This window comes from Rheinheimera sp. UJ63 (assembly GCF_021568285.1).
Classification (GTDB): Bacteria; Pseudomonadota; Gammaproteobacteria; order Enterobacterales; family Alteromonadaceae; genus Alishewanella; species Alishewanella maricola.
The window spans coordinates 925,567-948,308 of sequence record NZ_JAKGTQ010000001.1; the positions used below are offsets into that span (position 1 = coordinate 925,567).

At 47.2% G+C, this 22,742-nt stretch carries 24 protein-coding genes; 16 read left to right on the forward strand and 8 right to left on the reverse strand.

The genetic code is table 11. The annotated features are described in order from the left end of the window. The first annotated feature begins 1 nt into the window (after position 1). A complete protein-coding gene (locus L1N97_RS04345) occupies positions 2 to 2,092 on the forward strand; it encodes a hypothetical protein (RefSeq protein WP_236128929.1) in 2,091 nt (696 codons plus the stop codon). After that, a complete protein-coding gene (locus tag L1N97_RS04350) occupies positions 2,079 to 2,528 on the forward strand; it encodes a hypothetical protein (RefSeq protein WP_065956653.1) in 450 nt (149 codons plus the stop codon). Before L1N97_RS04345 ends, L1N97_RS04350 begins: the two co-directional genes overlap by 14 nt. A 316-nt stretch (positions 2,529 to 2,844) precedes the next feature. Here the strand turns inward: L1N97_RS04350 and L1N97_RS04355 are convergent, their stop codons facing one another. The 5 genes from L1N97_RS04355 to L1N97_RS04375 are packed head-to-tail and all read right to left on the reverse strand — an operon-like array spanning position 2,845 to position 9,841. Then, positions 2,845 to 3,216 (reverse strand): hypothetical protein, encoded by a 372-nt coding sequence (locus L1N97_RS04355; RefSeq protein ID WP_236128930.1) that lies wholly within the window; start codon positions 3,214 to 3,216, stop codon positions 2,845 to 2,847. 12 nt (positions 3,217 to 3,228) lie between these two features. Next, positions 3,229 to 4,485 (reverse strand): restriction endonuclease subunit S, encoded by a 1,257-nt coding sequence (locus tag L1N97_RS04360; RefSeq protein WP_236128931.1) that lies wholly within the window; start codon positions 4,483 to 4,485, stop codon positions 3,229 to 3,231. Further along, positions 4,478 to 6,112: an HsdM family class I SAM-dependent methyltransferase gene (locus L1N97_RS04365; protein WP_236128932.1), complete on the reverse strand. Its 1,635-nt coding sequence runs from the start codon at positions 6,110 to 6,112 to the stop codon at positions 4,478 to 4,480. The genes L1N97_RS04360 and L1N97_RS04365 overlap by 8 nt, the downstream gene beginning before the upstream one ends. Positions 6,113 to 6,136: 24 nt before the next feature. Beyond that, a complete protein-coding gene (locus L1N97_RS04370) occupies positions 6,137 to 9,265 on the reverse strand; it encodes a type I restriction endonuclease subunit R (protein ID WP_236128933.1) in 3,129 nt (1,042 codons plus the stop codon). A gap of 12 nt (positions 9,266 to 9,277) precedes the next feature. Continuing rightward, entirely contained in the window at positions 9,278 to 9,841 is a 564-nt protein-coding gene (locus L1N97_RS04375) for a recombinase family protein (protein WP_236128934.1), read from the reverse strand. A gap of 214 nt (positions 9,842 to 10,055) precedes the next feature. On the opposite strand from L1N97_RS04375, the gene L1N97_RS04380 reads away from it, so the two are divergent. The 4 genes from L1N97_RS04380 to L1N97_RS04395 all read left to right on the forward strand — a co-directional run bounded on the left by L1N97_RS04380 (position 10,056) and on the right by L1N97_RS04395 (position 12,107). Then, complete coding sequence (locus tag L1N97_RS04380; RefSeq protein WP_065955930.1) at positions 10,056 to 10,439, forward strand: hypothetical protein; 384 nt, start codon at positions 10,056 to 10,058, stop codon at positions 10,437 to 10,439. A gap of 632 nt (positions 10,440 to 11,071) precedes the next feature. Next, on the forward strand, positions 11,072 to 11,449 hold the full coding sequence (locus tag L1N97_RS04385) for a MerR family transcriptional regulator (protein WP_008950466.1): 378 nt from the start codon (positions 11,072 to 11,074) through the stop codon (positions 11,447 to 11,449). Positions 11,450 to 11,514: 65 nt separating this feature from the next. After that, positions 11,515 to 11,904 carry an organomercurial transporter MerC gene (gene merC, locus L1N97_RS04390; protein WP_034823179.1) on the forward strand — a complete coding sequence of 130 codons (390 nt, stop codon included), beginning with the start codon at positions 11,515 to 11,517 and terminating at the stop codon, positions 11,902 to 11,904. Next, entirely contained in the window at positions 11,892 to 12,107 is a 216-nt protein-coding gene (locus L1N97_RS04395; RefSeq protein ID WP_072243337.1) for a GDCCVxC domain-containing (seleno)protein, read from the forward strand. Before merC ends, L1N97_RS04395 begins: the two co-directional genes overlap by 13 nt. A gap of 144 nt (positions 12,108 to 12,251) precedes the next feature. Here the strand turns inward: L1N97_RS04395 and L1N97_RS04400 are convergent, their stop codons facing one another. Next, complete coding sequence (locus L1N97_RS04400) at positions 12,252 to 12,464, reverse strand: tyrosine-type recombinase/integrase (RefSeq protein ID WP_442967209.1); 213 nt, start codon at positions 12,462 to 12,464, stop codon at positions 12,252 to 12,254. Positions 12,465 to 12,516: 52 nt separating this feature from the next. Here L1N97_RS04400 and L1N97_RS04405 point away from each other — a divergent pair, with 52 nt between their 5' ends. The 3 genes from L1N97_RS04405 (at position 12,517) to L1N97_RS04415 (ending at position 14,129) form a co-directional block, all read left to right on the forward strand. Then, the gene (locus tag L1N97_RS04405; RefSeq protein ID WP_218141421.1) at positions 12,517 to 13,002 is read left to right on the forward strand and encodes an endonuclease I family protein; all 486 of its coding nucleotides are present in this window, start codon (positions 12,517 to 12,519) and stop codon (positions 13,000 to 13,002) included. A gap of 163 nt (positions 13,003 to 13,165) precedes the next feature. Continuing rightward, the gene (locus L1N97_RS04410) at positions 13,166 to 13,330 is read left to right on the forward strand and encodes a hypothetical protein (protein WP_157999935.1); all 165 of its coding nucleotides are present in this window, start codon (positions 13,166 to 13,168) and stop codon (positions 13,328 to 13,330) included. A gap of 175 nt (positions 13,331 to 13,505) precedes the next feature. Then, positions 13,506 to 14,129: a LysE family translocator gene (locus L1N97_RS04415; RefSeq protein ID WP_236128935.1), complete on the forward strand. Its 624-nt coding sequence runs from the start codon at positions 13,506 to 13,508 to the stop codon at positions 14,127 to 14,129. A 33-nt stretch (positions 14,130 to 14,162) separates the two neighbouring features. On the opposite strand, the gene L1N97_RS04420 is transcribed toward L1N97_RS04415, so the two are convergent. After that, positions 14,163 to 15,566: a Cu(+)/Ag(+) sensor histidine kinase gene (locus L1N97_RS04420; RefSeq protein ID WP_236128936.1), complete on the reverse strand. Its 1,404-nt coding sequence runs from the start codon at positions 15,564 to 15,566 to the stop codon at positions 14,163 to 14,165. Further along, positions 15,547 to 16,233, reverse strand: a complete 687-nt coding sequence (locus L1N97_RS04425; protein ID WP_236128937.1) for a heavy metal response regulator transcription factor — start codon at positions 16,231 to 16,233, stop codon at positions 15,547 to 15,549. Before L1N97_RS04425 ends, L1N97_RS04420 begins: the two co-directional genes overlap by 20 nt. Positions 16,234 to 16,388: 155 nt before the next feature. Here L1N97_RS04425 and L1N97_RS04430 point away from each other — a divergent pair, with 155 nt between their 5' ends. The 7 genes from L1N97_RS04430 (at position 16,389) to L1N97_RS04460 (ending at position 22,704) form a co-directional block, all read left to right on the forward strand. After that, a complete protein-coding gene (locus L1N97_RS04430) occupies positions 16,389 to 18,200 on the forward strand; it encodes a copper resistance system multicopper oxidase (RefSeq protein WP_329605536.1) in 1,812 nt (603 codons plus the stop codon). Continuing rightward, positions 18,197 to 19,372, forward strand: coding sequence for a copper resistance protein B (locus L1N97_RS04435; protein ID WP_215768307.1), 1,176 nt, complete (start codon positions 18,197 to 18,199; stop codon positions 19,370 to 19,372). Before L1N97_RS04430 ends, L1N97_RS04435 begins: the two co-directional genes overlap by 4 nt. A 33-nt stretch (positions 19,373 to 19,405) precedes the next feature. Further along, on the forward strand, positions 19,406 to 19,801 hold the full coding sequence (locus tag L1N97_RS04440) for a copper resistance CopC family protein (RefSeq protein WP_008224208.1): 396 nt from the start codon (positions 19,406 to 19,408) through the stop codon (positions 19,799 to 19,801). A 17-nt stretch (positions 19,802 to 19,818) separates the two neighbouring features. Then, a complete protein-coding gene (locus L1N97_RS04445) occupies positions 19,819 to 20,712 on the forward strand; it encodes a CopD family protein (protein WP_236128938.1) in 894 nt (297 codons plus the stop codon). Between the two features lie 38 nt (positions 20,713 to 20,750). Beyond that, on the forward strand, positions 20,751 to 21,236 hold the full coding sequence (locus L1N97_RS04450) for a YybH family protein (RefSeq protein WP_008985535.1): 486 nt from the start codon (positions 20,751 to 20,753) through the stop codon (positions 21,234 to 21,236). 20 nt (positions 21,237 to 21,256) lie between these two features. Further along, the gene (locus L1N97_RS04455; RefSeq protein WP_008985536.1) at positions 21,257 to 21,763 is read left to right on the forward strand and encodes a DUF411 domain-containing protein; all 507 of its coding nucleotides are present in this window, start codon (positions 21,257 to 21,259) and stop codon (positions 21,761 to 21,763) included. Between the two features lie 530 nt (positions 21,764 to 22,293). Further along, positions 22,294 to 22,704: a DUF3703 domain-containing protein gene (locus L1N97_RS04460; protein WP_008985542.1), complete on the forward strand. Its 411-nt coding sequence runs from the start codon at positions 22,294 to 22,296 to the stop codon at positions 22,702 to 22,704. Positions 22,705 to 22,742: the final 38 nt, after the last annotated feature.

Below are 22,742 nucleotides of genomic sequence, written 5' to 3' on the forward strand. Positions count from 1 at the left end.
AGTGAGAGCTTTACTTCATATACCTGAGAGCGTTCTCCAAGAGAACAAATTGGGCGTTCAGCATGTGATGGAACTATTCAAAACTGAAAACTGGAAAGAACTTAATGAAATTGTTGTCAGCCGAGACCATTTCGGAGCTCCTGCCAGTAGGTTCGGAGACGAATACTGGGATTTATCTTCCTACGTCGATACAAAAATCACCAACAAAAAGGGCATTTTTTTCTCTGAGATCGCATCAGAATATCTCGCTATGGAGATGAAACTTATCTGTTTTTACTGGATGTATGTAGCTGGCAAGCCCCGGACAGGCCCTGTGATTAAAACAACTACGTTAATAAGTCGACACAGTAAACTAAATCAAATATTTAAGTTTTTAGATAGTTACTCATTCAAATCGGTAGAGACGCTCTCACACCCCTTGGTATTTAGTGAATTTTGCTCATATATTCAAACCCAACAATACAGCATCGCAAACTGCCAACATATTTTTATTATTGTTGCAAACTTGAGGAGAACAACCGGCGTACTGCCTTTTGCGTTTTCATCTCCAACAGATCAAACACCAAAAGAATTAGCTAAAGAATATGCTGCATTGGACAAAGTAAAGACGGACCAGTTTTACGCAATACCGACTAGATTGATGGAGCTCATTTACGCAGAAGCACTAAGCATCGTTGAGTCATTGCATCCACACCGTGATTTAATTCACAACTTACTTACCGATCTTCATGATAACTACCTAATTGGCAAGAAAGAAATTGACCAAAAGATAGAATCTGGTCAGTGGCAATGGTTAAAGAAAAGCGAGCCTGCCTACCGAATTGAAGTGAGTAAATCTAAGCCTTCTAAAGACTTTGAAATAATTGAGTCTTACATTCAAGAAACGCCATTGGCCAAATTGGTGCCAACAAATGGCAGTAAATTTAAGGGATGGATTACAAATGTGCAGACAGCTTGCTACATTGTCTGTGCGGCATTTACAGGCATGAGAAGAAGCGAGTTATATGGCCTGACCGCGGACAGCTTTAAAACACGAGTGTTCAATAACCAAAAATATTATTTCCTGCAGTCCCAACACCACAAAATGGTTCAAGGCCGACCTCAGACATGTGAATGGCTCACTGTTCCGGTCGCATTAAAAGCGATTGAACTCGCAGAAGCATTGTCTCGTAATATGAGAAGTCAACTGCTTACAGATGGGGATCCAATCCGTGTTCACATATCGGACTGTTTGTGGCTCAACCAATCCAGCAAAGCAACATTCCCAAAGGTCCGCTTTGAAGGAAGTATGCGAACACATTTCAATGAGATTGCGAAAGCTGCAAATGCTTACATCACAGAAGCAGACCTTGAAGAGTTCAAATTAATTAACCCGAATTGTAACCCGCAACACGCCGATGCAAAAATTCAATTGGGCAAGCTATGGCCTCTGACATCTCATCAATTCAGACGCTCTTTTGCTGTGTTCGCAAAACGGCATGACCTTTGCTCTAGTGTTGCAATAAAACAACAATTCAAACACTTGGATGTCCCTACGTCAGACTGGTATGGCGAGGGCGGATTAGACAGTAAGTTGTCCTATTTTCAGTTAGACGTTGAACTAAAAGCCTTATTGCGCGAAGTTCAGCACGAAATGGTTACTGAAAAAATACATGGTTGGCTCAATTCGAAAGATGAACTCTATGGAAAAATGGGCAAGTCGATCATGAAAGAGCGCAAAACAACCGCCCAGATTTTCTCTTCCTGGGATCATGTGTATAGCTTGGTTAAGGCCGGCAAACTAAACTTGGTTGGTACACTTCACTCCTACTGCTTGGCAGGATACGATTGTCAGATGCAGAAGGTATCATCTCCAGCGGCCTGTTTTACTTGCGAAAATCAGCTCATCGATAAAGAAAAAGCAAAAAACTGGTTTCAACGGCATAAATGGGCATCGGAAAAGCTGCTTTATCTAGATAGCATAGGAGAACTAACAGCATCCGGTTATAGTCACTTCGTAACACAAATCAAAGCAGCTGAGAAAGTGATGCATCATTTTAGAATTCCATTTTCAAAGCTTAAAATGGATGGGGCAAAATATGAGCAAATCTGATTACACTCGTGTTCAGCTTATAAAAGCACTAGAGCGCATTCTTAGCCATAACACTGAACGTATCTCGCCTGAACAAAAGCTATCAGTGAGAGCGGTTGAGCAAGAAGCCGGATTAGGTAATGGTTCAGCTCATTACTATAAAGATATAGTTGCAAAGATTCATGACGAAGCGAACCAGCTACGTCTTAAAAGTCAATCTCAGCATTCGACTCAGGACGCGGCATTGGTTGCAAAGCTCAGAGATTCTTTGAAAACAGAAAAAAGATTGAAGGAAAAATACCGGATCGAAATCATCAACCTAAGAAAACAAATGAGCCAGCTGGCAGCTCAACATAATTCCATGACGTTACAAATTCAGAACTACGCTACAAAAGTTAATGAGCTAGAAAACAAAATACCCCAAATAACAACAAGCATAGAGCTAAAACAATCTTAGTCAGTTCTACCCAAGAATCTAGAATTCATCCTAATGCGTCATCTAAGCTCTTGAATACAGTTATCCAATATCCATTGGGATATGACGGCTGCACTTCCATTTTGATGGTTCACCTTGTCGATTATGGCTTGAACTGCTGTCTGAATGCGAACCTGAGTGAATTTTGATAAATCGACGTCCTGAATCGCATCCAAAAGTCTTGAGTCTTTTAATAGATCAGAGATGTTGGTCAGAATCTTTCCGTTTTGACCAAATTGGGCTTTAGCGTCAGCAGGTCTATATGAAAAGTCAGATCTAGGTGGAATTTTGCAGATCGTTATAGGTTTAACTTCAATAGTAGAAGACACCGCCCGCTGAAGTGTTTTTTTGCATTCGGGGTAAGGCCGCTATTGATAACTAACACATCAAACTGTTGTCGAATCTCGTTTTTGGTTTTGTCTGCGATTAACTTCTGTCCGTTAACCGTGATGCTAAGCTCAGGTGCCAGTTTATCGTTCTCTTTATGATGATCCTTTTCAGCGAGATCGATTCGCTTGGTGTTCATCGACGAAAATGCTATGGCGACCGAGCTCTTGCCAAAGCCATTGGGCGCAACTAAAAGATTGGGTTTGCAGGCTTTTAATTGCACGTTAAAGCATTCATGCGAAATGCCTTTGATGTTCCTTATCGCGATTTGGCTTATAGACATCGCCCAATTTCCTTATTTTACCGTTACCTGACCGTTCATTAGCATAGGGAGGAGCCAATCACGGAGCTTTGCCAGCTTTGTATTTTGTTGATTGTTAATAATTATCTTACTGAGCATCGGTGAGAGCTTTGCATCTATGGCTTGAATTAGCTCCTTCGGTGGTAGGCTAATTCGGCTTGCAATAAGATGATCTTTGGTTATATGCCCCATTGTAGTTTTTCGAAGTTCTGCGACCATTTTGAAATATTCCAAATATTTCAAAACTTCGAAGTAATAAAACGTTTTTGGATAACTATCCGATGTAACTTTGAAAATGTGTTGATTTAACGCTCCTTTCCCACCTGTCCATAGTTTCACATCTAAAGTTGCTGACCACGAGAAAAGAATATCACCATCATTTACCACAACCTTTTCAGGTACACCTTGATGAACGGATTCCGAACTATCATCGAAGCCAGAGCTAAATTCTCTTATTTTGATTACTTTGTAAGTCGGTTCAGAGCCAGTAGGATAATATTTCTGACAAGCGATACCGTTAGTAAATATAGCAATATCAACTAACGAACTATCATTCCATCCCTCAGGTATCTCTCGCTTTAGCGCCGTGTTGTAGACCAATTTGCCACCGGAAGTTTTGTAGGGCTTTCCGTTGGCATCTGGGAAGTCGAACTGTACAAACCAATAGTCGTACAAGGTTTTGGCCATAGCTTCCAGCTCGGCGTTGATGCGGTTGTTGAGTTCGATTTTCTCCTCAATGGCAGAAAGCACATTAGCAATTCTTTCCTGTTCTGCCTTCTCTGGGCCATGAAAAGGTATGCTAGACAATATTCCTGTATTTAAGTTTGGCATTGTCGCGCCAACGGCTTGGCTGACAATCCAATTTTGAATCTTCTGAGTACTGAGGTAGTGGGTTAAAAATCTAGCATCGAATTTTTTGCCAGGCCGAAGCAACAAGCAACCAGTACCACAAAAGTATCCTTCTTCGTGCTTGCGAATTAAGGCCTTTTGTGTGACGTCTCCTCTTCGACTGTAAACAATGTCATTTTCCTTAACGATATATTTAGAGAGGCGTTTAGCATCAAGCTCTGTTATAAATGCAATATTTGAAAGATCAACTCTGTTGTTCTTCATGTTCGCGGGCATTATGCAGGGTATGCCTTTCGGTACGTAGTCCGAGGCGTGAAGCTGGCTCCCAAACGGCCCCGTATGAATCTTCCCTCCACCTGCAGAAACTAAGTTGCCGAGTTTTCCATTGAGCGAATTACTCATACTTCAACCCCGCCAACTGCTTTTTGATCTCAGTTTCCAACTCGCGAGATTGAATAAACAGGCTATCAAGGTTGCTAGTAAACCCGTGCATTTTTTTTGCAAACTGCTCAGGGGTGATATCTACATACTCGATTTTGACATCGAAGTACTGGCCAGCACTTAGGGAGTAGTTCTTAGCCTCAATCTCGTCATAGCTAACAGCAACGGAAAAATCCTCCACTGCCTGTTTGGCATTAAAGGTGTCGATAACGCGCTGCTCTTCTTCAGCGCTAAGTACTGTTTTCTGGTTTTTGCCATCTTTGATCTTCTCGCCTAAGTTGGAAGCATCAATCAGCACAACTTTGCCTTTATTGCTGCCATCCATAAACAGGATAGATACATTGGTGCCTGTGGTGGCAAAGATATTCGACGGCATGGATATTACGCCTGCCAGCATTTTGTGTTTTACCAGGTATTCGCGAATGCCTTTGTCGATACCTGACTGCGCGGTGATAAAACCGGTAGGCACGACCACTGCAGCTTTGCCGCCAGGTTTGAGTGAGTGAATGATGTGCTGCAAGAACAACTGGTAAATTTCCATTTTGTCCTTGGCTTTGGGTTTGATTTTGGGAATGCCTGCAAAGAAGCGTTCTTTGTTTTCTTTGCTGTCCAGATCGTTCCTGAAGTCAGAGAAATCCATCTTGAACGGTGGATTGCTGACGATGTAGTCAAACTTCTTAAGATCTTTGCCATCTTTGTGATAGGGATGTAATACGGTATTACCCTGAATCACATTAGGGATGGAGTGCACAAGATTGTTCAGAATAAGGTTAAGGCGCAGCAAATTGGAGGACTTCTGCGAGATGTCCTGGGTGTAAATACTGCATCGATTTTCACCAATAGCATGGGCCACGTTCATTAACAAGGTGCCTGAGCCCGCTGAAGGGTCGTAGCAGCTAACGTTTTTCACTTTACCTTGTTGATCTGCAGGCACCAGAATGGCCGCCATAATGCGTGCCACCGCATGGGGAGTGTAGTACTCGGCGTATTTACCACCGGAGTTACTGTTGTAGTCTTTGATCAGGTATTCAAAGATGGTGGCGTAAAAGTCGAATTTTTGTGTGAAGATACGCTCGAAACTGAACTCTACCAGCTTGTTGATGATTGCTCTGCAGAAGGCATCGCGCTTGGACTCATCAGAAATATATTCGCTGACGCGATCAAACAGCACCACCTTGGTGCCGCCATCGGTCTTAACGGCGAACACATCGTTATTTGTCAAGGCAATGTCGCGCAGGGTGTCATCAAACAGCTTTGCGAAGTCAGGCGCGTTCTGTTGACCGAATAGGTAGCTGATAAAGTGATGAGGCTTTAAACGAGCCGTATCGCCACCCATTTGTAGTTGTAGCATTTCCAGTTCGTCTTCGCTCATGGCGACCAGGGCTTCTTCCCATTTTTCCGAGCTGGCGACCTTTTCATCGATTTGCTTCGCCTCATAGGCGAACTTGTCGTTGAGGAACTTGTAGAGGAAAGTCTGGGTAATGATTTTGAATTCATTACCATCGTTGCCCAAGCCATAGTGGGCACAAATGTTCTTAAGGCTGTCGATCAGTGCTTTAGTTTTTTGTTGAAACTCGAGTTCTACCATTTTACCGCTCTTTATGGTTTACGTTTACCAGGCTCTACTGCCGGTATGAAATTCTTTCAGATACTCTGCAACCACCAAGTGATTAATAAATTTTGAAGCGTTGGCGTTGAGTTGAATTTTTTGTTCATCTTTGAATCGCCTTATAACTAAAGGCATCATCTGGCGCTCAAAGTAGCCTTCGTTATCCAGTATTTGATTGTTGTTCAGTACCTGTTCGTCGGCGTCTTGTTTTACGCCGGTTAGGGCTTCAAAAATTTTACGCTCGCTCTCTGATATATCGCTGCGCTCTTGCAGACGCTTGTGAATACGGGTGTATTTAGCATCGCCAAGGTATTTCTGACGCAGCTGATTGTTTTGCCGGTTAAGCTCTTTAACACGGTCGTGAATTTTAGTGAGGGCGTCGATATTTGCCACCATTTCGTCCTGCGTGACCTCGCTGAGGTTCTTTTTCTTGAACAGCCTTTCCAATTCTTCTTTCAGGCTGACAAATATTGGGTCTTGCTGATCAAAGTTGCTGGCCAAGGCTTCGCGGGTTTGGCGCAAGGTATTCTTTAACTGATCCGCTAATACCAATTCCTCTTCGCCCACTTTTATAAAACGGAAGATCACGTCTTCAAGGGCGACATTGAGTAGGTTGGTTGTATCTGAGCCTTGTTCTATGCTCTCTTTCAGGTTAAGCATATCAAGGTGACTGCAGGTTTCCCTGTAGAGGATATTAAGCTTTGCAAAATCCAACTGGTCCAGTAACTCGTAGTCGCCTTGCAAGCGAATTAAGTTGTATAAGCTCTTTGCGTTTTCCAGCGCATTTTTCAGCGCCAGTACGGTTTCGCGGTCCTGAATCAGGCTGATTTGATCGGTAAAGATTTCGGCGTTGTCGGTATCAAAGCGGAACAGCACGTCTTTGATGTGCTCTATCTCTGCCGCGATCTCTTCCTGTGATTTGAACAGGTTGGAGTAGTGCTCCATTTCATCGCCTAGCTCCGACTGAAGCTCATCGAAGTAGGCTTTGTTGGTGGCGTCAAACTCTTTGCGAATGTCTGCAAAATCAACCACATAGCCGTAGCGGAAATCTTTATAAGTGCGGTTGACCCTTGTGAGTGCCTGGAGCAGGTTGTGCTTACGAATTACCCGGCCCAGATAGAGCTTTTTCAGGCGCTTGGCATCAAAGCCGGTGAGCAGCATGTTATAGACAAACAGGAAGTCGATCTTGCCTGCTTTGAAGTCCTCTACCCAATCTTTGCGTTCTTCTTTGGTGCCAACGTCGTGCAGGATCAACGCCGCGCTCTTGACCTTGTTATCCTGCTTCGCTTTTGCGGCATAACTGTCTGGTTTGGCTGCTGCAATCAAGGTTTGCGCGGAATCATTGATCTCATTAGGTGAGCTGGCTGCCTTTACGTAGACGCTATTGAAGATGTCGTACATCTGCTTGGCTTGATCCGAACTGTCACATATCACCATACCACCTATGCTGGAATCGTTAAGGGCACCGCGACTTTTCTCGAAATCGGTCACGATATAATCCAGCATAGGTTCTACAAAGCTCTGATGGGCGTATATCAGCTTACGATCGACATCGCCCATTTGGACTTCTACATCCTCTAAGGCTTGTTGCAACACCATCTTGTAGTTGGTGGCGATCTCTTCTCTGATTAAGCGAAGGGTGTAACCATCGGCGATGGAGGCGTTGTAGTAATACTTGTGGATATAGTCGCCAAAGATTTGTTTCGAGCTGATAGCTTTGGAGTCTGTTTTTTTGGCTTTTCCTTCGTCAACAATCAATGGCGTGCCGGTTAGCGCGATCTTAATGGCGTTGGGGTCGGACTGATACAGATTGGCCAGAAAGCTGCCTTTGGGATTGTAGCTTCGGTGAGCTTCGTCCAGAACGAAGATGCGCTGGATGTTGATGTCGTAGTCTTTGGTAGACAATACATCCGGGTCATCCTGAAATTTCTGGATATTTACCACAGTGATTTCCGGCTTGCCGGAATGGTTGTGAATCACCTGTGTGGCTTTAATGTCCTTGGCAAAGGCATCACGGGAGTTAATGGTGTGCACCGTTAACCCACGCGCTGTAAATTCTCGCTGGGATTGCTGTAGTAGATCTAGCCTGTCAACAATGAAGTAGAATTTGGGAATAACTTGCTGCTTTTGGAAATAATCTGTCAGAAAGCGCACGTTGTAATAGGTTAGCGCCGTTTTGCCGCTCCCCTGAGTGTGCCAGATAATACCTTTCTTTACGCCTTCACCAAGCTTGCGCTCAATGGCTTTGGTGGCAAACATCTGCGGGTAGCGCATGATGTGCTTTTGCAGGCCATCGGTTTCAGCGACATAGGCCAGTGCATAACGCAGGATGAACGCCAGACGGTCACGGCTAACCAAGGATGTGCAGATGCGATTGGTTGGACGTTCTGGCTGCTTATTGGTCTGAAACTCCGGGTTGCTGCGAATGACTTCCAGATTGTTATCTTTCAGTACCTTTAACTCTTGTTCATCCGATACTGGCTTCAGAAGCGCAGTCAGGTTCAGTATCTCTTCTTCTCGGAAGTAGTTGAATACTGGCTTGTGATAGGAACTGCTGGCGTAGAAAGCCCCTTGCACTGGTTCTGGGTCACCGTCGTCATACTCCATGTTGTTGGAGAAGATCATGAACTGGGTGATATTCGCGAAGCGCTTGAATTTCGGGTTCTGGAAACGTTTGTTGATGCGATCACGCTCGGCCAAAATGCCTTCGCGGTTATTGGGCTTTTTCACCTCAATAAAGACCAGCGGCATACCATTGATCAACAGGGTAATGTCTGGGCGGAATTCCTCATCACCGTTCTGGCAGGTCAGCTCGGTGACGACATGAAAGCTGTTGTTGTTGAAGTTTTCAAAGTCGAGCAGCTTGGTGTTCGAGCGATCTGTCAGGCGCTCGAAAAAGGCTCGGCCGAGGTCTTCGTTATCGATCTCGAGCTTAATATCTTCGAGCAGGCGGCTTACATCATCTGGCTCGATGCCTGGATTGATTTTGTGAATTGCTGCGTTGAAAAGCTCGGGGAAAATATTGGTATCCAGATCCCAGCTTTGTTCTTTTAATGACAGGTACTTATAGCCCAGCTTCATTAAATGAAGAATGGTGGGAATTTTTACGCGAGTATCTTCATTAAACTTCATAACATTCCCTGTTTATTGATTTTTACCGTATTCATTTAGCGCTTTGTTCAAAGTCGGTCGGCTAACGTTAAAATGTCTTGCAACTTCGGCTTTTGTTACATCCGGAGCAAGCAACATAGCGTGAGCTTTTTTTATATCTGAGCTACTCATTTTTGCTTTGCGCCCTCCCTTGCGTCCTCGAGCCCTCGCAGCCGCAAGGCCTGCCTTGGTTCGTTCAGATATCAGTTTCCGTTCAAACTGTGCTATGGCCCCGATTAGATGAAAAACAAGCTCCCCTGTAGCTGTGGTCGTATTTATCTGCTCATTTAAGCTAATGAAATGAACATTTCGTTGCTTGAAGGACTCCAGCAATTCGATTAGATCTACTAAAGAGCGGCCTAACCGATCAAGTCGCTGAACAACAACTATATCGCCCTCTCTCAACACATCCATCAATTTCAACAATTCAGGTCGCTGGATGCTTTTGCCGGAAATTCGTTCTTTATATATGCGATCACAACCATATGACTCTAATGCATCCAACTGAGCATCCTCCAACTGCTCCTCAGTACTAACTCGTGCATAGCCAATTTTCATGTATGCGCCTAAATATAATGTGGGTTTTATTTACATAGATTACTTTACGTATTGTTTTACGTGTTAACAAGCAAAACTCGTAACTATTTCAGGAAATTTCATGGTGTAAAATAAACGAGTGTTTTCTAATCGCCTATTTTAGGCCTAACCTTGCATGATTAAATTTCATACGCTACGTTAATCGTTATTAAAATAACGCTTAAAAGAGGCGTGTATGAGTCGAACACTTACAACAAAAATTAGCGTTGCTGACTTAGACTTCGTAATTCAGTATTTGATCTTACTTTCACAGTCCAAGCGTGCATTTCAGTTAGATATTCCACTCTATAAGAGTCGTAACAGGATAAAGCTCTATGAATCAGCCATCCTGTTAGAAACAGCATTAATGGAAAAAAAGGATCAGGATTTTATTGATGCCATAGACCGTATATGTGTCGATATTGAAGGTATAGTTAAAAGCACTATACCAACAGAGGAGATACAAAAACTTAAAACCGCAATCAGACAAAAGCGTTATAAAAATAACGATTTTAATAGGCTATTGAATGAGTACAATAGTACTCAGTCGTTTTTAGCTGAGAGGCGTTTAAACTCGTAGTGCTGGTAGAGAGGCAGTGCAGGATAAATGCAATGACGAATTTTTAATAACTGCGGTGGTGTTTCAAAATCACTACATTAATTTTTCAGATATACCATTTATTTACTACGCAATTTCAAGTTAAAGTAGTCAGGTCGCTTCTGACCGGGACCAGGCAACTGGGAAGTGATGCCGGAGCTTAGGTTCCCTTAGCCCGTGAGCAAGATAAAAAGGCGCCCCTGAAACCAATTGTTACATGATCAAGCTAAAAGTGCGTCGGATCTTAAACGTTCCGGCAAAAATCCGCCCTCAATCATAGATATTTAAGTGTGACATGTCACAGTAAACCAATGCCTTCCTGACCAACCTCTTGATAAATGTAACTCTTGGTGAAATGAGTTTGTTCTTTCACGTACTTTTGTAGCTAAATATCGTCAACTCTAGTTAGTTTTTTGGCGAAGTTTTAGCGTTCAGGATCAAGCTGGAGATCTTTGATGATCGTAAAAAAATTCACCAAAATAATATTTCAAAGAAGCGTCACAAGTAACACATCTCGACTGCAATGAGCGAGAAGCGGTCATTATTAGTTCGAGAAATTTTACATCGTATTGATATACTAATGTCATGAAGTAGGCTGATTTTGTGGTTATACGATGAAAACAATAGGAAAGTTGGCTAAAGAACTTGGTTTAGGCGTAGAAACTATACGCTTTTATGAGCGAGAAGGCTTGATAAAACAACCTCAAAAGCCTCAAAATGGTTATCGTGTGTATGACGACTCAATCACCAAGCAATTACAATTCATTTGTAAGGCTAAAGCACTTGGCTTTACTCTAAAGGAAGTAGCGTCTTTGATGTCAATGGATGGCGATTGTGCCAAAGTTGAATCTCTAGGTTTGCAGAAACTGAGCTTAATTCAAAGTAAGATAGCTGACCTTCAACGCTTAGAAGTCGTCATAAAAGAAATGACTAATTCATGCCGCAACAATAACGACCAATCTCACTGCCCAATAATCGATTCGCTAAAATAGCATTGACTCCGTACCTATCTACGGAGTTTACACTCAAGTCATTCAAATAATGTTAGACGTTAAAAATGATTAATAAGATTTTAGATAAAGTTGGCTCAGGTGGTGTTTGGCTTGCAGCCCTCAGTTGTACGGGGTGTTTCCCTGCTCTCGGTTCATTAGCATCAGCATTGGGATTAGGCTTTCTCTCTCACTTTGAGGGGATTGCTGTAAATACCTTGTTACCTATATTTGCAACTTTGGCGTTGTTGGTAAATTTGTATAACTGGTATAAAAACCAAAATCATACGAGAGGTACTCTTGGAGTTATTGGGCCTATAGCTGTTTTGTTAACCCTCTATCCACTATGGCAATATGACTGGAGCACTTATTTGTTCTATGTGGGTATTTGTTTGATGATTGTAATGTCCGTATTGGACATTGTTAAACCTTTGAAGGAGCAAACATGCGAGGTATAGAGTTAAATTCTACCATTACTTGCCCTGAGTGCGGTTTCAGTAAAACCGAAGAAATGTCAACCAACGCTTGCCAGTGGTATTATGAATGTGAATCTTGCAAAGTTCTCCTAAAGCCTTTGAAGGGCGATTGTTGTGTATACTGCTCTTATGGAACAGTGAAATGCCCACCAATTCAAGAAGGCCAAAGTTGTTGTAAGAGCTAAGTGAATGTCTCTTAATGGCACAAACACGATCTTCACTATGAGCGAAAAGCAGAGATTCAGCACCTCAACACAATCCGCATGCGAATGACCGCTTTTACCGCAAAACCGGACATGAAGCCCGGTTTATTTAAATTTAAAACGAAATTATCGGTCTATAGGGCTAATTGTCCCTGATGAATGTTGACCGATGACATGTGTATATATTTGAGTTGTCTTCAAATCCGTATGCCCTAACAGCTCTTGAACTGTACGAATGTCTGTTCCCGCTTTTAAAAGCTGCGTTGCTGCGCGAAAGAGTGCCTGAATGTGTGTGCGGTAACGTGTTTCTGAACACCTGACCGTATAATACCATTCCATCTTAAAGTTTGTTCAGTACAGCCCACTCTCTAGAGCACATCTTGATCACTCGATGGGTATCGCTGATAAAGCTGTTCCAGTCAATGCCGACCGCTCCAATTTCAACTTCACCATGCTTTCTAATGCCAAGCCGCAGCATGGTCAATGTCCGGTTAAAATCGATTTTAGTGCAAGAGCCGCAGAGCCGCGCGATGCGATTAAAGGGCAAATCGCTCGGATTTACTTTTACATGCACGACCGTTATGACCTCAACATGTCTCGCCAACAACAGCAGCTTTTAATGGCTTGGGATAAGCAGTTTCCCGTTACCGAGTGGGAGCGCGAGCGAGATAGACGCATTGCAAAACGTATGGGGCATTCAAATCCCTTTGTAACCGGAGAGCGCACCTGGTCTCTTGGGCATAAAAACCGCGCTGAGGGTGTGGTAACCCAGCTGCTATCAAGGCAAACACAGCAAACCCATGCACCCATTGAGATAAAAACATCTTTTAAAACAGATTGTTGCTCCATAGCACCGATTCCTTTTTGTGCAACGTAATTAAAAAGTTAAATTATAGTGATTAATTTATGCATTAAAAGAGGCGAAAGCAAGAAATGGTGTCAGGGTAACTATCTAATAACAAATGCGGGAAGGTAATGCTTACTAGATTCTGCAACCAGCAACGTTATACTTACTCTCAAATAAGGGCTTGGAGCTAGCTATGACTGAACCAACTACTTATCCCGGTAACGAGCAAGACTACAAAGGCTATCACGCCGACTGGCCGCAAACCGTACGTGAGTTGGCAGGATGCTGGCAGGAGTTACCGCAGCAGGAAGAACTGCGTGCAGGGCAAGGCAAAGATATACCGCGAGAGTCGCTTTGATTTTTGGGCTAAATCCTTTAAATAGCGTTCCTACTTTGCCTGCTTACCATTGCAATAAAACCTCTTTGTGAATAATTTTGCTACTGCGCCGGGTTGACTAAAAACCCCCGCTTAACGCCCTTGCTGGCGCTGCTGCAACCGGCCAGAATAGCGCCATCTTGCAGTTGAGGTGGTTATGGTTAATCTGGCGTTGCTGGGCGCGTTTATTCCGACGTTTTTGTTTGTTTCGGTTACCCCGGGCATGTGCATGACACTGGCGATGACGTTGGGCATGAGCCAGGGCGTGCGCCGTACGCTGTGGATGATGTGGGGCGAAATGCTCGGCGTGGCGTTGGTGGCAATACTGGCGGTGTGCGGTGTGGCGGCGATAATGCTGCAGTTTCCGGCTTTTTTTCAGGGTTTTAAAGTTGCCGGTGCGGTATATCTCACTTACATAGGCCTGCAAATGTGGCGTGCTAAAGGCAAACTGGCGTTGCCGCAACCAGGCGAGCTGCCTGCCAGGCTGGCGCGGCGTACTTTATTTAGCCAGGGTTTTATTACGGCAGTGTCTAACCCCAAAGGCTGGGCGTTTCATATGGCGCTGCTGCCGCCCTTTATCGATAGCCAGCTGGCATTCTGGCCGCAGTTGCTGGTGTTAGTGGCAATTATTCTGTTGCTGGAATTTGACTCTATGTTGCTGTACGCCAGTGGCGGCAAAGCTTTGGCGCTGTTTTTTAGTAAAACTAACCGGGTGCAGTATTTAAACCGCATCGGCGCCAGCCTGATGTTTGGCGTGGCGCTGTGGATGTTACTTGGCTAATACCGCATAGCACCGCGGTGAGTTTAACCGACGTCACGCCAGTTTAAGCCTGATGCTAAAGCGGGTAGAGCGCGCATCTGATTCGACGCTTAACTGGCCCTGATGAGCATCGACTATGGCTTTGGTAATGGCTAGGCCCAAACCCGAGCCTTCTATCTGGCGTTGGCGCGAGGCGTCAGCACGATAGAAGCGATCGAATAAAAACGGCAAATGCTGTGGCGGGATCGGCTGGCCCGGGTTTTCTACCGTGATGGTGGTGCTGTCGGCTGCTGCGGTGGTGCTGACGGTAATGGTTTCGCCGGGCGGGGTATACCTAAGCGCATTGGATAATAAATTGGTCAGGGCGTGGCGCAGCAAGGTGCGATCTGCCTGCACAATAATATTGGCACCGTGATAGCTAAGGCCAACCTGACTTTCTGCCGCCCAGGCTTCGAAAAAGTTGAAAATTGCGGCCACTTCCTGCTTTAGCTCCAGCGGCTGCTTTTGCAGTGTTAACAGGCCATTGTCACTTTTGGCCAGCCACAGCATATCGCTAATCATTTTATTCAGCCGCTCCAGCTCTTCCAGATTGGAGAACAGCAGATTCTGGTACTCGTCGGCGCTGCGCGCGCGCGATAAGCTGACCTGCGTTTGCGTGATCATATTGGTCAGCGGCGTGCGCAGCTCGTGGGCGATGTCGGCACTAAAGTGCGACAGCTTGGTAAACCCCTGCTCCAGCCGATCTAACATCAGATTAAAAGACTGCACCATGTGGCGCAGTTCGGTCGGGACCTCGCCCGGGGACAAGCGAATATCCAGTTTACTGGTTTGAATATCACGCATTTGTTCGCTAAGGCCTCTGAGTGGATTCAACCCCTGATGCACCGCCAGCCAGGCCGCCAGCAAGGTGAGCAGTGCAGAGCCGAGTAAAATCAGCCCCAGGCTGCGCTGTAACTGCGCCAAGAAATGGGTATGAAAACTGATATCAATAGCAGCAATTACCTTATAGTCCTGATCTGCCGTGGTCAGGCGGCTGAACACACCGCGATAGGCTTTGCCGTCCAGCTGCCAGTGGTGGATGGTTTTGGCATTGTAGTCGGCGCTGGCCGGGGTGTTGGCAGCCAGCAGGCTTAAGTCAACGTCGGCATTGCGGTACAGTAAGCGGTTTTGGCTATCCATCACCTGATAGTAAACACCGTGATGGCCCGATACCGCTTTGGCCAGCGTCTGTGCCGGCTGTTGCTGGCCGTCCTGAGCGGTAGTCAGCGTGTGCTCAACCGCGTGCAGGATCACGGCTAATTCGTCGGCGTCCTGCTCGATAAAGTGATGTTCGACTGAACTGAGCAGTAATTGCTGCACGAAGAACAGGCAAATCGAAATGGTTAGCGCGACAAAAAGTACCACGCGAACGGTGATCGAGAGAGGGCGTTTGCCAGCTTTATGCATCAGTTTGCTCATCGTCCAGTTTATAGCCCATACCGCGCACGGTGTGGATCAGTTTTGCCGCAAAGCCATCATCAATTTTGGCGCGCAAGCGGCGGATAGCTACATCGATAACATTGGTGTCGCTGTCAAAATTCATATCCCACACCTGCGAGGCGATAAGCGAGCGTGGCAGTACTTCGCCGCGGCGGCGCATCAGCAGCTCAAGCAAGCTAAATTCCTGATTACTCAATATTATTTTGACGCCGCTGCGGCTGGCTTTACGCTTGGCGATATCCAGTTGTAAATCGGCGACCTGCAATAATTCTGACTGCGGTACGGCCTGACCACGCCGTAGCAGGGTTCTGACCCGGGCCAGCACTTCAGAGAAAGCAAAGGGTTTGATCAGGTAGTCGTCGGCGCCAAGCTCCAGGCCTTTTACCCGGTCGTCGACACTGTCGCGGGCCGACAGAAACAGTACCGGCGTGTGGTTATGGTTTTCTCTTAGCGCCTGCACAATGCGTAAGCCGCTGACGTCCGGCAGCATCACATCCAGCATGATTAAATCGAAATCTTCTGTCATCGCCAGATGATGGCCATCCAGGCCATTTCTGACCAGTGACACCTGAAAACCGGCTTCGCTCAGGCCTTGCTTCAGATAGTCGCCGGTTTTTTGTTCATCTTCCACAATCAGCAAACGCATCTTGTCATCTCCAAACATAGCTTTGGCAGTATTAGGCCATAAACCGCCAAACAGCAACATGACAGCAAGATTACAACTTTGTCATGTTCATGTCATGCTGCTGACAGTTTCGTCCTCTACACTGCTACGCATATAGAGAGTATTGGAGGTTGCAGATGATAAAGGCTAACACCATGATGCCGGTATCGATTTCACGGCGCCGGTTTGTGCAGGGGCTGGCGGTGGGCGGCGTGCTGGCCACTTTTCCGCATATCGTCAGGGCGGGTAGCGCCTTTAAAGATAATGCCTTTACCGGCTATGCCACTGAGCTCAGCGGTAACGTGATTGATTTAACCATCGGCGAAGCGCTGGTAAATTTTACCGGCGTGGTCCGTAAAGCCACCACCATCAACGGTTCGATACCGGCACCGACCTTACGCTTGCGAGAAGGCGATGAGGTCACCATACGGGTAACCAATACCTTGTCGGTGCCCAGCTCAATTCACTGGCACGGTATTATTTTACCCTACCAGATGGACGGCGTACCCGGCATGAGCTTCAGAGGCATTATGCCCGGCGAAACCTTTGTCTATCGTTTTACGTTAAAGCAAAGCGGCACGTACTGGTATCACTCGCACAGTGGCTTTCAGGAAATGACCGGCATGTATGGCGCGCTGATCATTGAACCCAAAGCGCAGGATGTAATTGCCGCCGATCGCGAATATGTGGTGCAGCTGTCAGACTGGACCGATGAAGATCCACATACGGTGTTTCGCAAATTAAAAGTGCAAAGTGATTTGTACAATTTTAATCAGCCAACAGTGCAGGACATGCTGCGCGATATCACTGACAGAGGGCTGGACGCGGCGCTGGCAAAACGGCAGATGTGGCAGCAAATGCGCATGAACCCCACCGATCTGGCGGATATCTCCGCGGCCACTTTTACGTATTTAATGAATGGCAGTTCGCCGCTGGCAAACTGGCGCGGCCTATTTAAGCGCGGTGAGCGTGTGCGGCTGCGTTTTATCAATGGCTCCAGCAACAGCTTTTTTGATGTGCGTATTCCCGAGCTGAAAATGACTGTGGTGCAGGCTGACGGCCAGAATGTACACCCGGTAACGGTAGATGAGTTCCGCTTTGGCCCGGGCGAAACCTATGATGTTGTCGTCTCGCCGCAAAATGATGCCTACACCATTTTTGCCCAGAGCATGGACCGCAGTGGCTATGCCCGCGGTACCCTGGCCGTGGCCGAGAGCTTAAATGCACCGGTGCCGGCACTGGATCCGGTGGAGTGGCTGACGATGGCTGACATGATGGGTAATATGAACCATGGCGCAAGCGACAGCCACAGCCACGGCCACAGCGCGATGGCGCACGGCAATGGCGCGGAAGATCATAGCCAGCATGGTGCTATGGCTATCGATCACAGTCAGCATGGCCCGGCGGTGCCTTATGCCAAAGCCAGTTCAACTGTGCGTCATGCCAGCACCGAGTATGGCCCGTCGGTGGATATGCGGGTGGATATGCCAAGAACCAACCTGGACGATCCGGGCATTGGTTTGCGCAATACCGGGCGGCGCGCGCTGACCCTGGCCGATTTACATTCGCTGGACGGTATTATTGAGCCGGGCGGCCCGGAGGCGGAAATTGAGCTGCATCTGACCGGCAATATGGAGCGCTACACCTGGTCATTCGATGGCTTAGAGTTCAGTAAAAGCACACCGGTGCATATGAAGCACAATCAGCGTATCCGGGTGATCTTGCAAAACGACACCATGATGACCCACCCGATGCATTTGCACGGTATGTGGAGTGATCTGGAAAGTGACAACGGTGCCGTACAGGTACGCCGCCATACCATTCCGGTGCAACCGGCGCAGCGCATCAGCTTTTTAACCACACCGCATGATGTCGGGCGCTGGGCCTGGCATTGTCATTTATTGTTCCATATGGATGCGGGTATGTTCAGAGAAGTGGTGGTGTCATGAAAACAGCCAACGTAACGCTAACCTTGTCGCTGCTGGCGCTGGCCTGTACTGTGGCGCTCAGCCCTGGCGTGGCAGCGCAGAACGCCACTGAGAAACCGCCGGTACCAACGCACAGTGGCATGGACCACAGCAAAATGGACCACGGCAAAATGGATCATAGCAAGATGAACCACGCTGAGCAGGCGGTTGACCATAGCCAGACGAACCCTAGTGACATGGATCACAGTCAGATGGATCATAGCGGCATGGACCACAATAAAATGGGCCACGCTGAGCAGGCCGTAGACCATAGCCAGATGGACCACAGCGAAGTGGACCATAGCAAAATGGATCATACCGAGATGAACCATAATGAAATGACCCATGCTGAGCAGGCCGTGGATCACAGCAGTATGGATCACAGCACGATGAACCATGCCGATATGCAGATGCAAGGCGGTAAGGCGCCGGCTAATGCCCGCGATCCACATGCCTACTCCAACGGCTACACCCTGACTGACGGGCCCTATGGCATGGCCGATTCACGCCATTTAAAGCACGGCGTTGAACATCCACAGTGGTCCGTGCTGGGCGATCGGCTGGAATACAATGCCGACAGTGAAGCTGGCGAACTGGAGCTGCAAGCCTGGTATGGTACGACCTATGATCGGTTGGTGCTGAAAACCGAAGCTGAAGTCAGTGACGGCAAGCTGGAAGAGAGCAGCACCGAGCTGTTATGGAGCCACGCGATAGCAGCCTATTGGGATGGTCAGCTTGGGCTGCGCCTGGATCAGGTTGCCGATGGCACCAACCGGCAGTGGTTAGCATTGGGTGTGCAGGGTTTGGCGCCGTACTGGTTTGAAGTGGATGTCACGGCTTATCTGGGCACTGGTGGTCGCACCGCGTTAAGTGCCGAAGCGGAATATGAGCTGCTGTTAACGCAGCGCCTGATCCTGCAGGCCCGGGCGGAGCTGACAGCCTATGGCAAAGACGATGAGGTCAATCAGCTGGGTAAAGGCCTGTCTTCACTGGGGGCAGGGCTTCGGCTGCGCTATGAATTCTCCCGCCAGTTCGCACCCTATGTCGGGGTAGAGTGGCATAACAAATATGGTAACACGGCAGATTTTGCCCGCCTGCAGGATGCATCGACAGCAGAAACATCCTGGGTTGCCGGTGTGCGTTTCTGGTTTTAATAGATCAGGGTTTTAATAAATAAGGTGATCAACATGAAAAAATTAATCCCGCTACTTACTCTGCTCTGTTTGGCGTTTGCCGGGCCTGTGCTGGCGCATGTTAAACAAAGCGGCTCGGTGCCGGCGGATAACGCCATGCTAATGCAGGCACCGGATGTACTCAGTATCAGCTTTAGTGGCCCGATCCGGCTGACGAAAGTCACGCTGTTGCACGATAACGGTAACACTGTCGATTTTGGCTTTACGCCCACCGCTGTCGCCACGCAGTTTAGCTGGCCGTTGCCAGTGCTGGAGATCGGTAGTTATCAGGTTAACTGGGTAGGTTTGGGCGAAGACGGTCATAAAATGAAAGGTGATTTCAGTTTTATGCTCCACGCCGGCGCTGACGCCGGGGTGAAAGCTGATAGCGCGCACGCGCATCAGCACTAGATGGCTTGAGATTGGCGATGTTTAGCGATACCTGGGTATTAGCCTTATTCGCCCACAAGCTGCTGAGTTATTTAGCGGTTAGCGGCAGTATTGGTGCGGCGTTTTTGCTGCAGTTGCCGGCGCTGGCTCAGCCACCGTCTGATAGCCTTGCCTTTCGGCTGTGGTTAAAACGCCTTGTACTGGGGTGGTCGGCCGCAGGTATGGTGCTGGCGTTACTGTATCTGCCGCTGCAGGCTGGTGCGCTGGCCGAAACAGGCGTAGCTGGCATGGCCGACAGGCTGATGCTACAGATGGTTTGGCAATCGGCAATGCGCACCCAGCTGCTTTTATGGTTATGCGGTTATGCAGCGCTGTGGCTTTGGGCCTGGCGCGTTAAACACAGCGGCAAAGCGGTAGTGAGCATTGCGGTAGTTAGCCTGGCCGCGTTATTGCTGGCCGCCAGTTTCAGCCAAACCGGCCATGTGGCCAGTTTGGCAGGCCTGTGGCCACTGTTACTGACGCTGCATGTGCTGGCAATTTCGGCCTGGGTAGGTTCGTTGCTGCCGCTGTGGCAAAGCTGTTACCGCTTAGCCCCGGATAGGTTACTGGCACTGATGCAGCAGTTTGGCCGCGTAGCGGTAATTGTGGTGTTAGTGCTTATCAGCTGTGGCGTGCTGATCTTACTGCAGCTACTCGATTCGCCTGCAGCGCTGTTTGTCACCGACTATGGCCGCTTAATGTTGTTTAAGTTGATGTTGGTAGCGGCCATGTTACTGCTGGCTGCCTGGCACAAATTTAGTCTGGTCAAAGCGCTGGCGCAACATCAGAACAGCCGGTTGCTGGCACGGTCTATTTTTATCGAAATGCTGTTAGCGCTATTGGTACTGGCAACCAGTAGCAGCTTTACCACTGTGGTGGGCTTAGCCCATTAAGCCCGCTTTATTCTAATAATTACAACAGGATACCTAATATGTTTCGCAATAAAATTCAAACGCTGTCTGCCATCAGCCTGGGCCTGGCGTTACTCTCTCCCGTTAGTGCGCTGGCGCACGGCAATGAAAAACCTGCCGCCCCGGCCTTGTTCGTCGGCGAAAGCACCGCTGCCGCTCAGGCGGTAAAAGCGTTTCATCAGGCGTTACGCGCTGGCGATGCCAAAGCGGTGCGCGCCATGCTGGCAGATGACGTGCTGATTGTCGAAGGTAATGGCGTAGAGCGCTCGGCTGACGAGTATGCCAGCCACCATATGCTGGCTGATATGAAATTTATGGCGGCGGTACAGGTAGAAGCGCTGGAGCATCAGACCAAGGTGCTGGGCAAGGTGGCCTATTCGGTTAGCCGTAGCCAACTGACTGGCGACTATAAAGGCAAGCCGGTTGACGTTATCAGTAAAGAAACGCTGGTGCTGGTAGATACAGGCGCCGGTTGGAAGATCGTGCATGTGCACTGGTCGCACTAAGACAACAGCAGGAGATCACTATGAAGCTAACTCTGGCAGCGGTTGTGTTGGTAGCTACTGCGTTACTGGCCGGCTGTAAAGACGCCGGCCCGGCTAAACCGGAAACTACAGCTGTGCCCGACAGTGCAGCAGCACTAACCCTCACGGTATACAAAACGCCAAGCTGCGGTTGCTGTAAAAAGTGGGTATCGCACCTTGAACAGCAGGGAGTGGTTGCACAGACGAAAGACTATGATGATCTAAGCGGCATAAAAGAGCGCTATGGCATCACGCCACAGTATTATTCCTGTCACACCGCCGTATCGGAGCAGGGATATGCCTTTGAAGGCCATATCCCTGCTAAATACATCCGGAAATTTCTTGCTGAGTCGCACCCGGATGCAATTGGCCTGAGTGTACCGGCGATGCCGCTTGGATCACCGGGTATGGAAGTGGAAGGCCGCTTTATGCCGTACGACATTCTGCTGCTGCATAAAGATGGCAGCGCCAGCGTTTACGCTCACATCAGTGATGCTGCCATGCAGTAAGTAGTGTAGTGTCAATCCTTGCTGCTACGCGGTGCTGTAATGACAACTAAATCACTGTTTTAGCTAAATTAGTACTATGAGCAGTGCGGTCAGGCTTGCAACCTGCCGCACGGCTTACCGAGCCGAGCTGGGCACCTGTTCTCCTGAGATACCCTGAAATTCCCTCCTGAAAATACACTGCTATGTGCTTGAACTTACTTTAGTCACTATCTGCTGTTCAGCAGCGCTCAGAGCTTATCTGTGTTGCAGAAGTGTAAAGTTTAGCTAAAGTAGTGACAGTAGTATCGAAATTAACTATGTTAGTGACAAGGTATGCACTTTGTCGCAGATCCAGCTAAAAATCTGCACTTTAATGCACATTAAAGTGCAGAATAGAATCTATGTCTTATCATTATCTAATGTATGTAGTCTCTAAAGAGTACACTTAAGTTAAGCTTTAATTTAATAATCAGTGATATGCTTCGCGTCTCTTATTTAGCGATCGAGGATTGCTCTTTTCTTTCGCAGACTCATTATCTTAGTGATAGTAAATGAATAAAAAAATTAAACATGAGTACCAAATCAGTATGCGCTCAGCCATGGAGGCTGAACAAGTCAATGATTTAGACAATGCGTTTAAGTCTCTTGAAAGAGCGCATATTTTAGGGCAGAGATATTTTATACCGCACATAGCGACGCACTGGCAGATGTTACGAATTGGGCTTAAACGCAATGATAATCGCGAGGTTATTGGTCAGATCGTCCGTTTGATAGCAACGGTTCCGGGTTTTATATTTGGTTGGGTTCCAAGGGGAAATCCTGGAGGCGCGAATATCTCTGCTTTAAAGCCAGTGCCCTTGCCAGCTGACTTGCAACCCTTGCTAGCTGACAGCCCCATTTGGCGGGACGTCTTAATACGCCTGACTATTTACGCGGTTATCGTTTTAATCGTATTAGCATAAACACCCATACTATTGCCAAAACGTTCTTCGCTGCAGCC

Bases quoted from the DNA above. Each gene is read 5' to 3' on its own strand.
- L1N97_RS04350 (WP_065956653.1), top strand. From the start codon at position 2,079: ATGAGCAAATCTGATTACACTCGTGTTCAGCTTATAAAAGCACTAGAG.
- L1N97_RS04355 (WP_236128930.1), bottom strand. From the start codon at position 3,216: ATGTCTATAAGCCAAATCGCGATAAGGAACATCAAAGGCATTTCGCAT.
- L1N97_RS04360 (WP_236128931.1), bottom strand. From the start codon at position 4,485: ATGAGTAATTCGCTCAATGGAAAACTCGGCAACTTAGTTTCTGCAGGT.
- L1N97_RS04365 (WP_236128932.1), bottom strand. From the start codon at position 6,112: ATGGTAGAACTCGAGTTTCAACAAAAAACTAAAGCACTGATCGACAGC.
- L1N97_RS04370 (WP_236128933.1), bottom strand. From the start codon at position 9,265: ATGAAGTTTAATGAAGATACTCGCGTAAAAATTCCCACCATTCTTCAT.
- L1N97_RS04375 (WP_236128934.1), bottom strand. From the start codon at position 9,841: ATGAAAATTGGCTATGCACGAGTTAGTACTGAGGAGCAGTTGGAGGAT.
- L1N97_RS04380 (WP_065955930.1), top strand. From the start codon at position 10,056: ATGAGTCGAACACTTACAACAAAAATTAGCGTTGCTGACTTAGACTTC.
- L1N97_RS04385 (WP_008950466.1), top strand. From the start codon at position 11,072: ATGAAAACAATAGGAAAGTTGGCTAAAGAACTTGGTTTAGGCGTAGAA.
- merC (WP_034823179.1), top strand. From the start codon at position 11,515: ATGATTAATAAGATTTTAGATAAAGTTGGCTCAGGTGGTGTTTGGCTT.
- L1N97_RS04395 (WP_072243337.1), top strand. From the start codon at position 11,892: ATGCGAGGTATAGAGTTAAATTCTACCATTACTTGCCCTGAGTGCGGT.
- L1N97_RS04400 (WP_442967209.1), bottom strand. From the start codon at position 12,464: ATGGAATGGTATTATACGGTCAGGTGTTCAGAAACACGTTACCGCACA.
- L1N97_RS04405 (WP_218141421.1), top strand. From the start codon at position 12,517: ATGGGTATCGCTGATAAAGCTGTTCCAGTCAATGCCGACCGCTCCAAT.
- L1N97_RS04410 (WP_157999935.1), top strand. From the start codon at position 13,166: ATGACTGAACCAACTACTTATCCCGGTAACGAGCAAGACTACAAAGGC.
- L1N97_RS04415 (WP_236128935.1), top strand. From the start codon at position 13,506: ATGGTTAATCTGGCGTTGCTGGGCGCGTTTATTCCGACGTTTTTGTTT.
- L1N97_RS04420 (WP_236128936.1), bottom strand. From the start codon at position 15,566: ATGAGCAAACTGATGCATAAAGCTGGCAAACGCCCTCTCTCGATCACC.
- L1N97_RS04425 (WP_236128937.1), bottom strand. From the start codon at position 16,233: ATGCGTTTGCTGATTGTGGAAGATGAACAAAAAACCGGCGACTATCTG.
- L1N97_RS04430 (WP_329605536.1), top strand. From the start codon at position 16,389: ATGATAAAGGCTAACACCATGATGCCGGTATCGATTTCACGGCGCCGG.
- L1N97_RS04435 (WP_215768307.1), top strand. From the start codon at position 18,197: ATGAAAACAGCCAACGTAACGCTAACCTTGTCGCTGCTGGCGCTGGCC.
- L1N97_RS04440 (WP_008224208.1), top strand. From the start codon at position 19,406: ATGAAAAAATTAATCCCGCTACTTACTCTGCTCTGTTTGGCGTTTGCC.
- L1N97_RS04445 (WP_236128938.1), top strand. From the start codon at position 19,819: ATGTTTAGCGATACCTGGGTATTAGCCTTATTCGCCCACAAGCTGCTG.
- L1N97_RS04450 (WP_008985535.1), top strand. From the start codon at position 20,751: ATGTTTCGCAATAAAATTCAAACGCTGTCTGCCATCAGCCTGGGCCTG.
- L1N97_RS04455 (WP_008985536.1), top strand. From the start codon at position 21,257: ATGAAGCTAACTCTGGCAGCGGTTGTGTTGGTAGCTACTGCGTTACTG.
- L1N97_RS04460 (WP_008985542.1), top strand. From the start codon at position 22,294: ATGAATAAAAAAATTAAACATGAGTACCAAATCAGTATGCGCTCAGCC.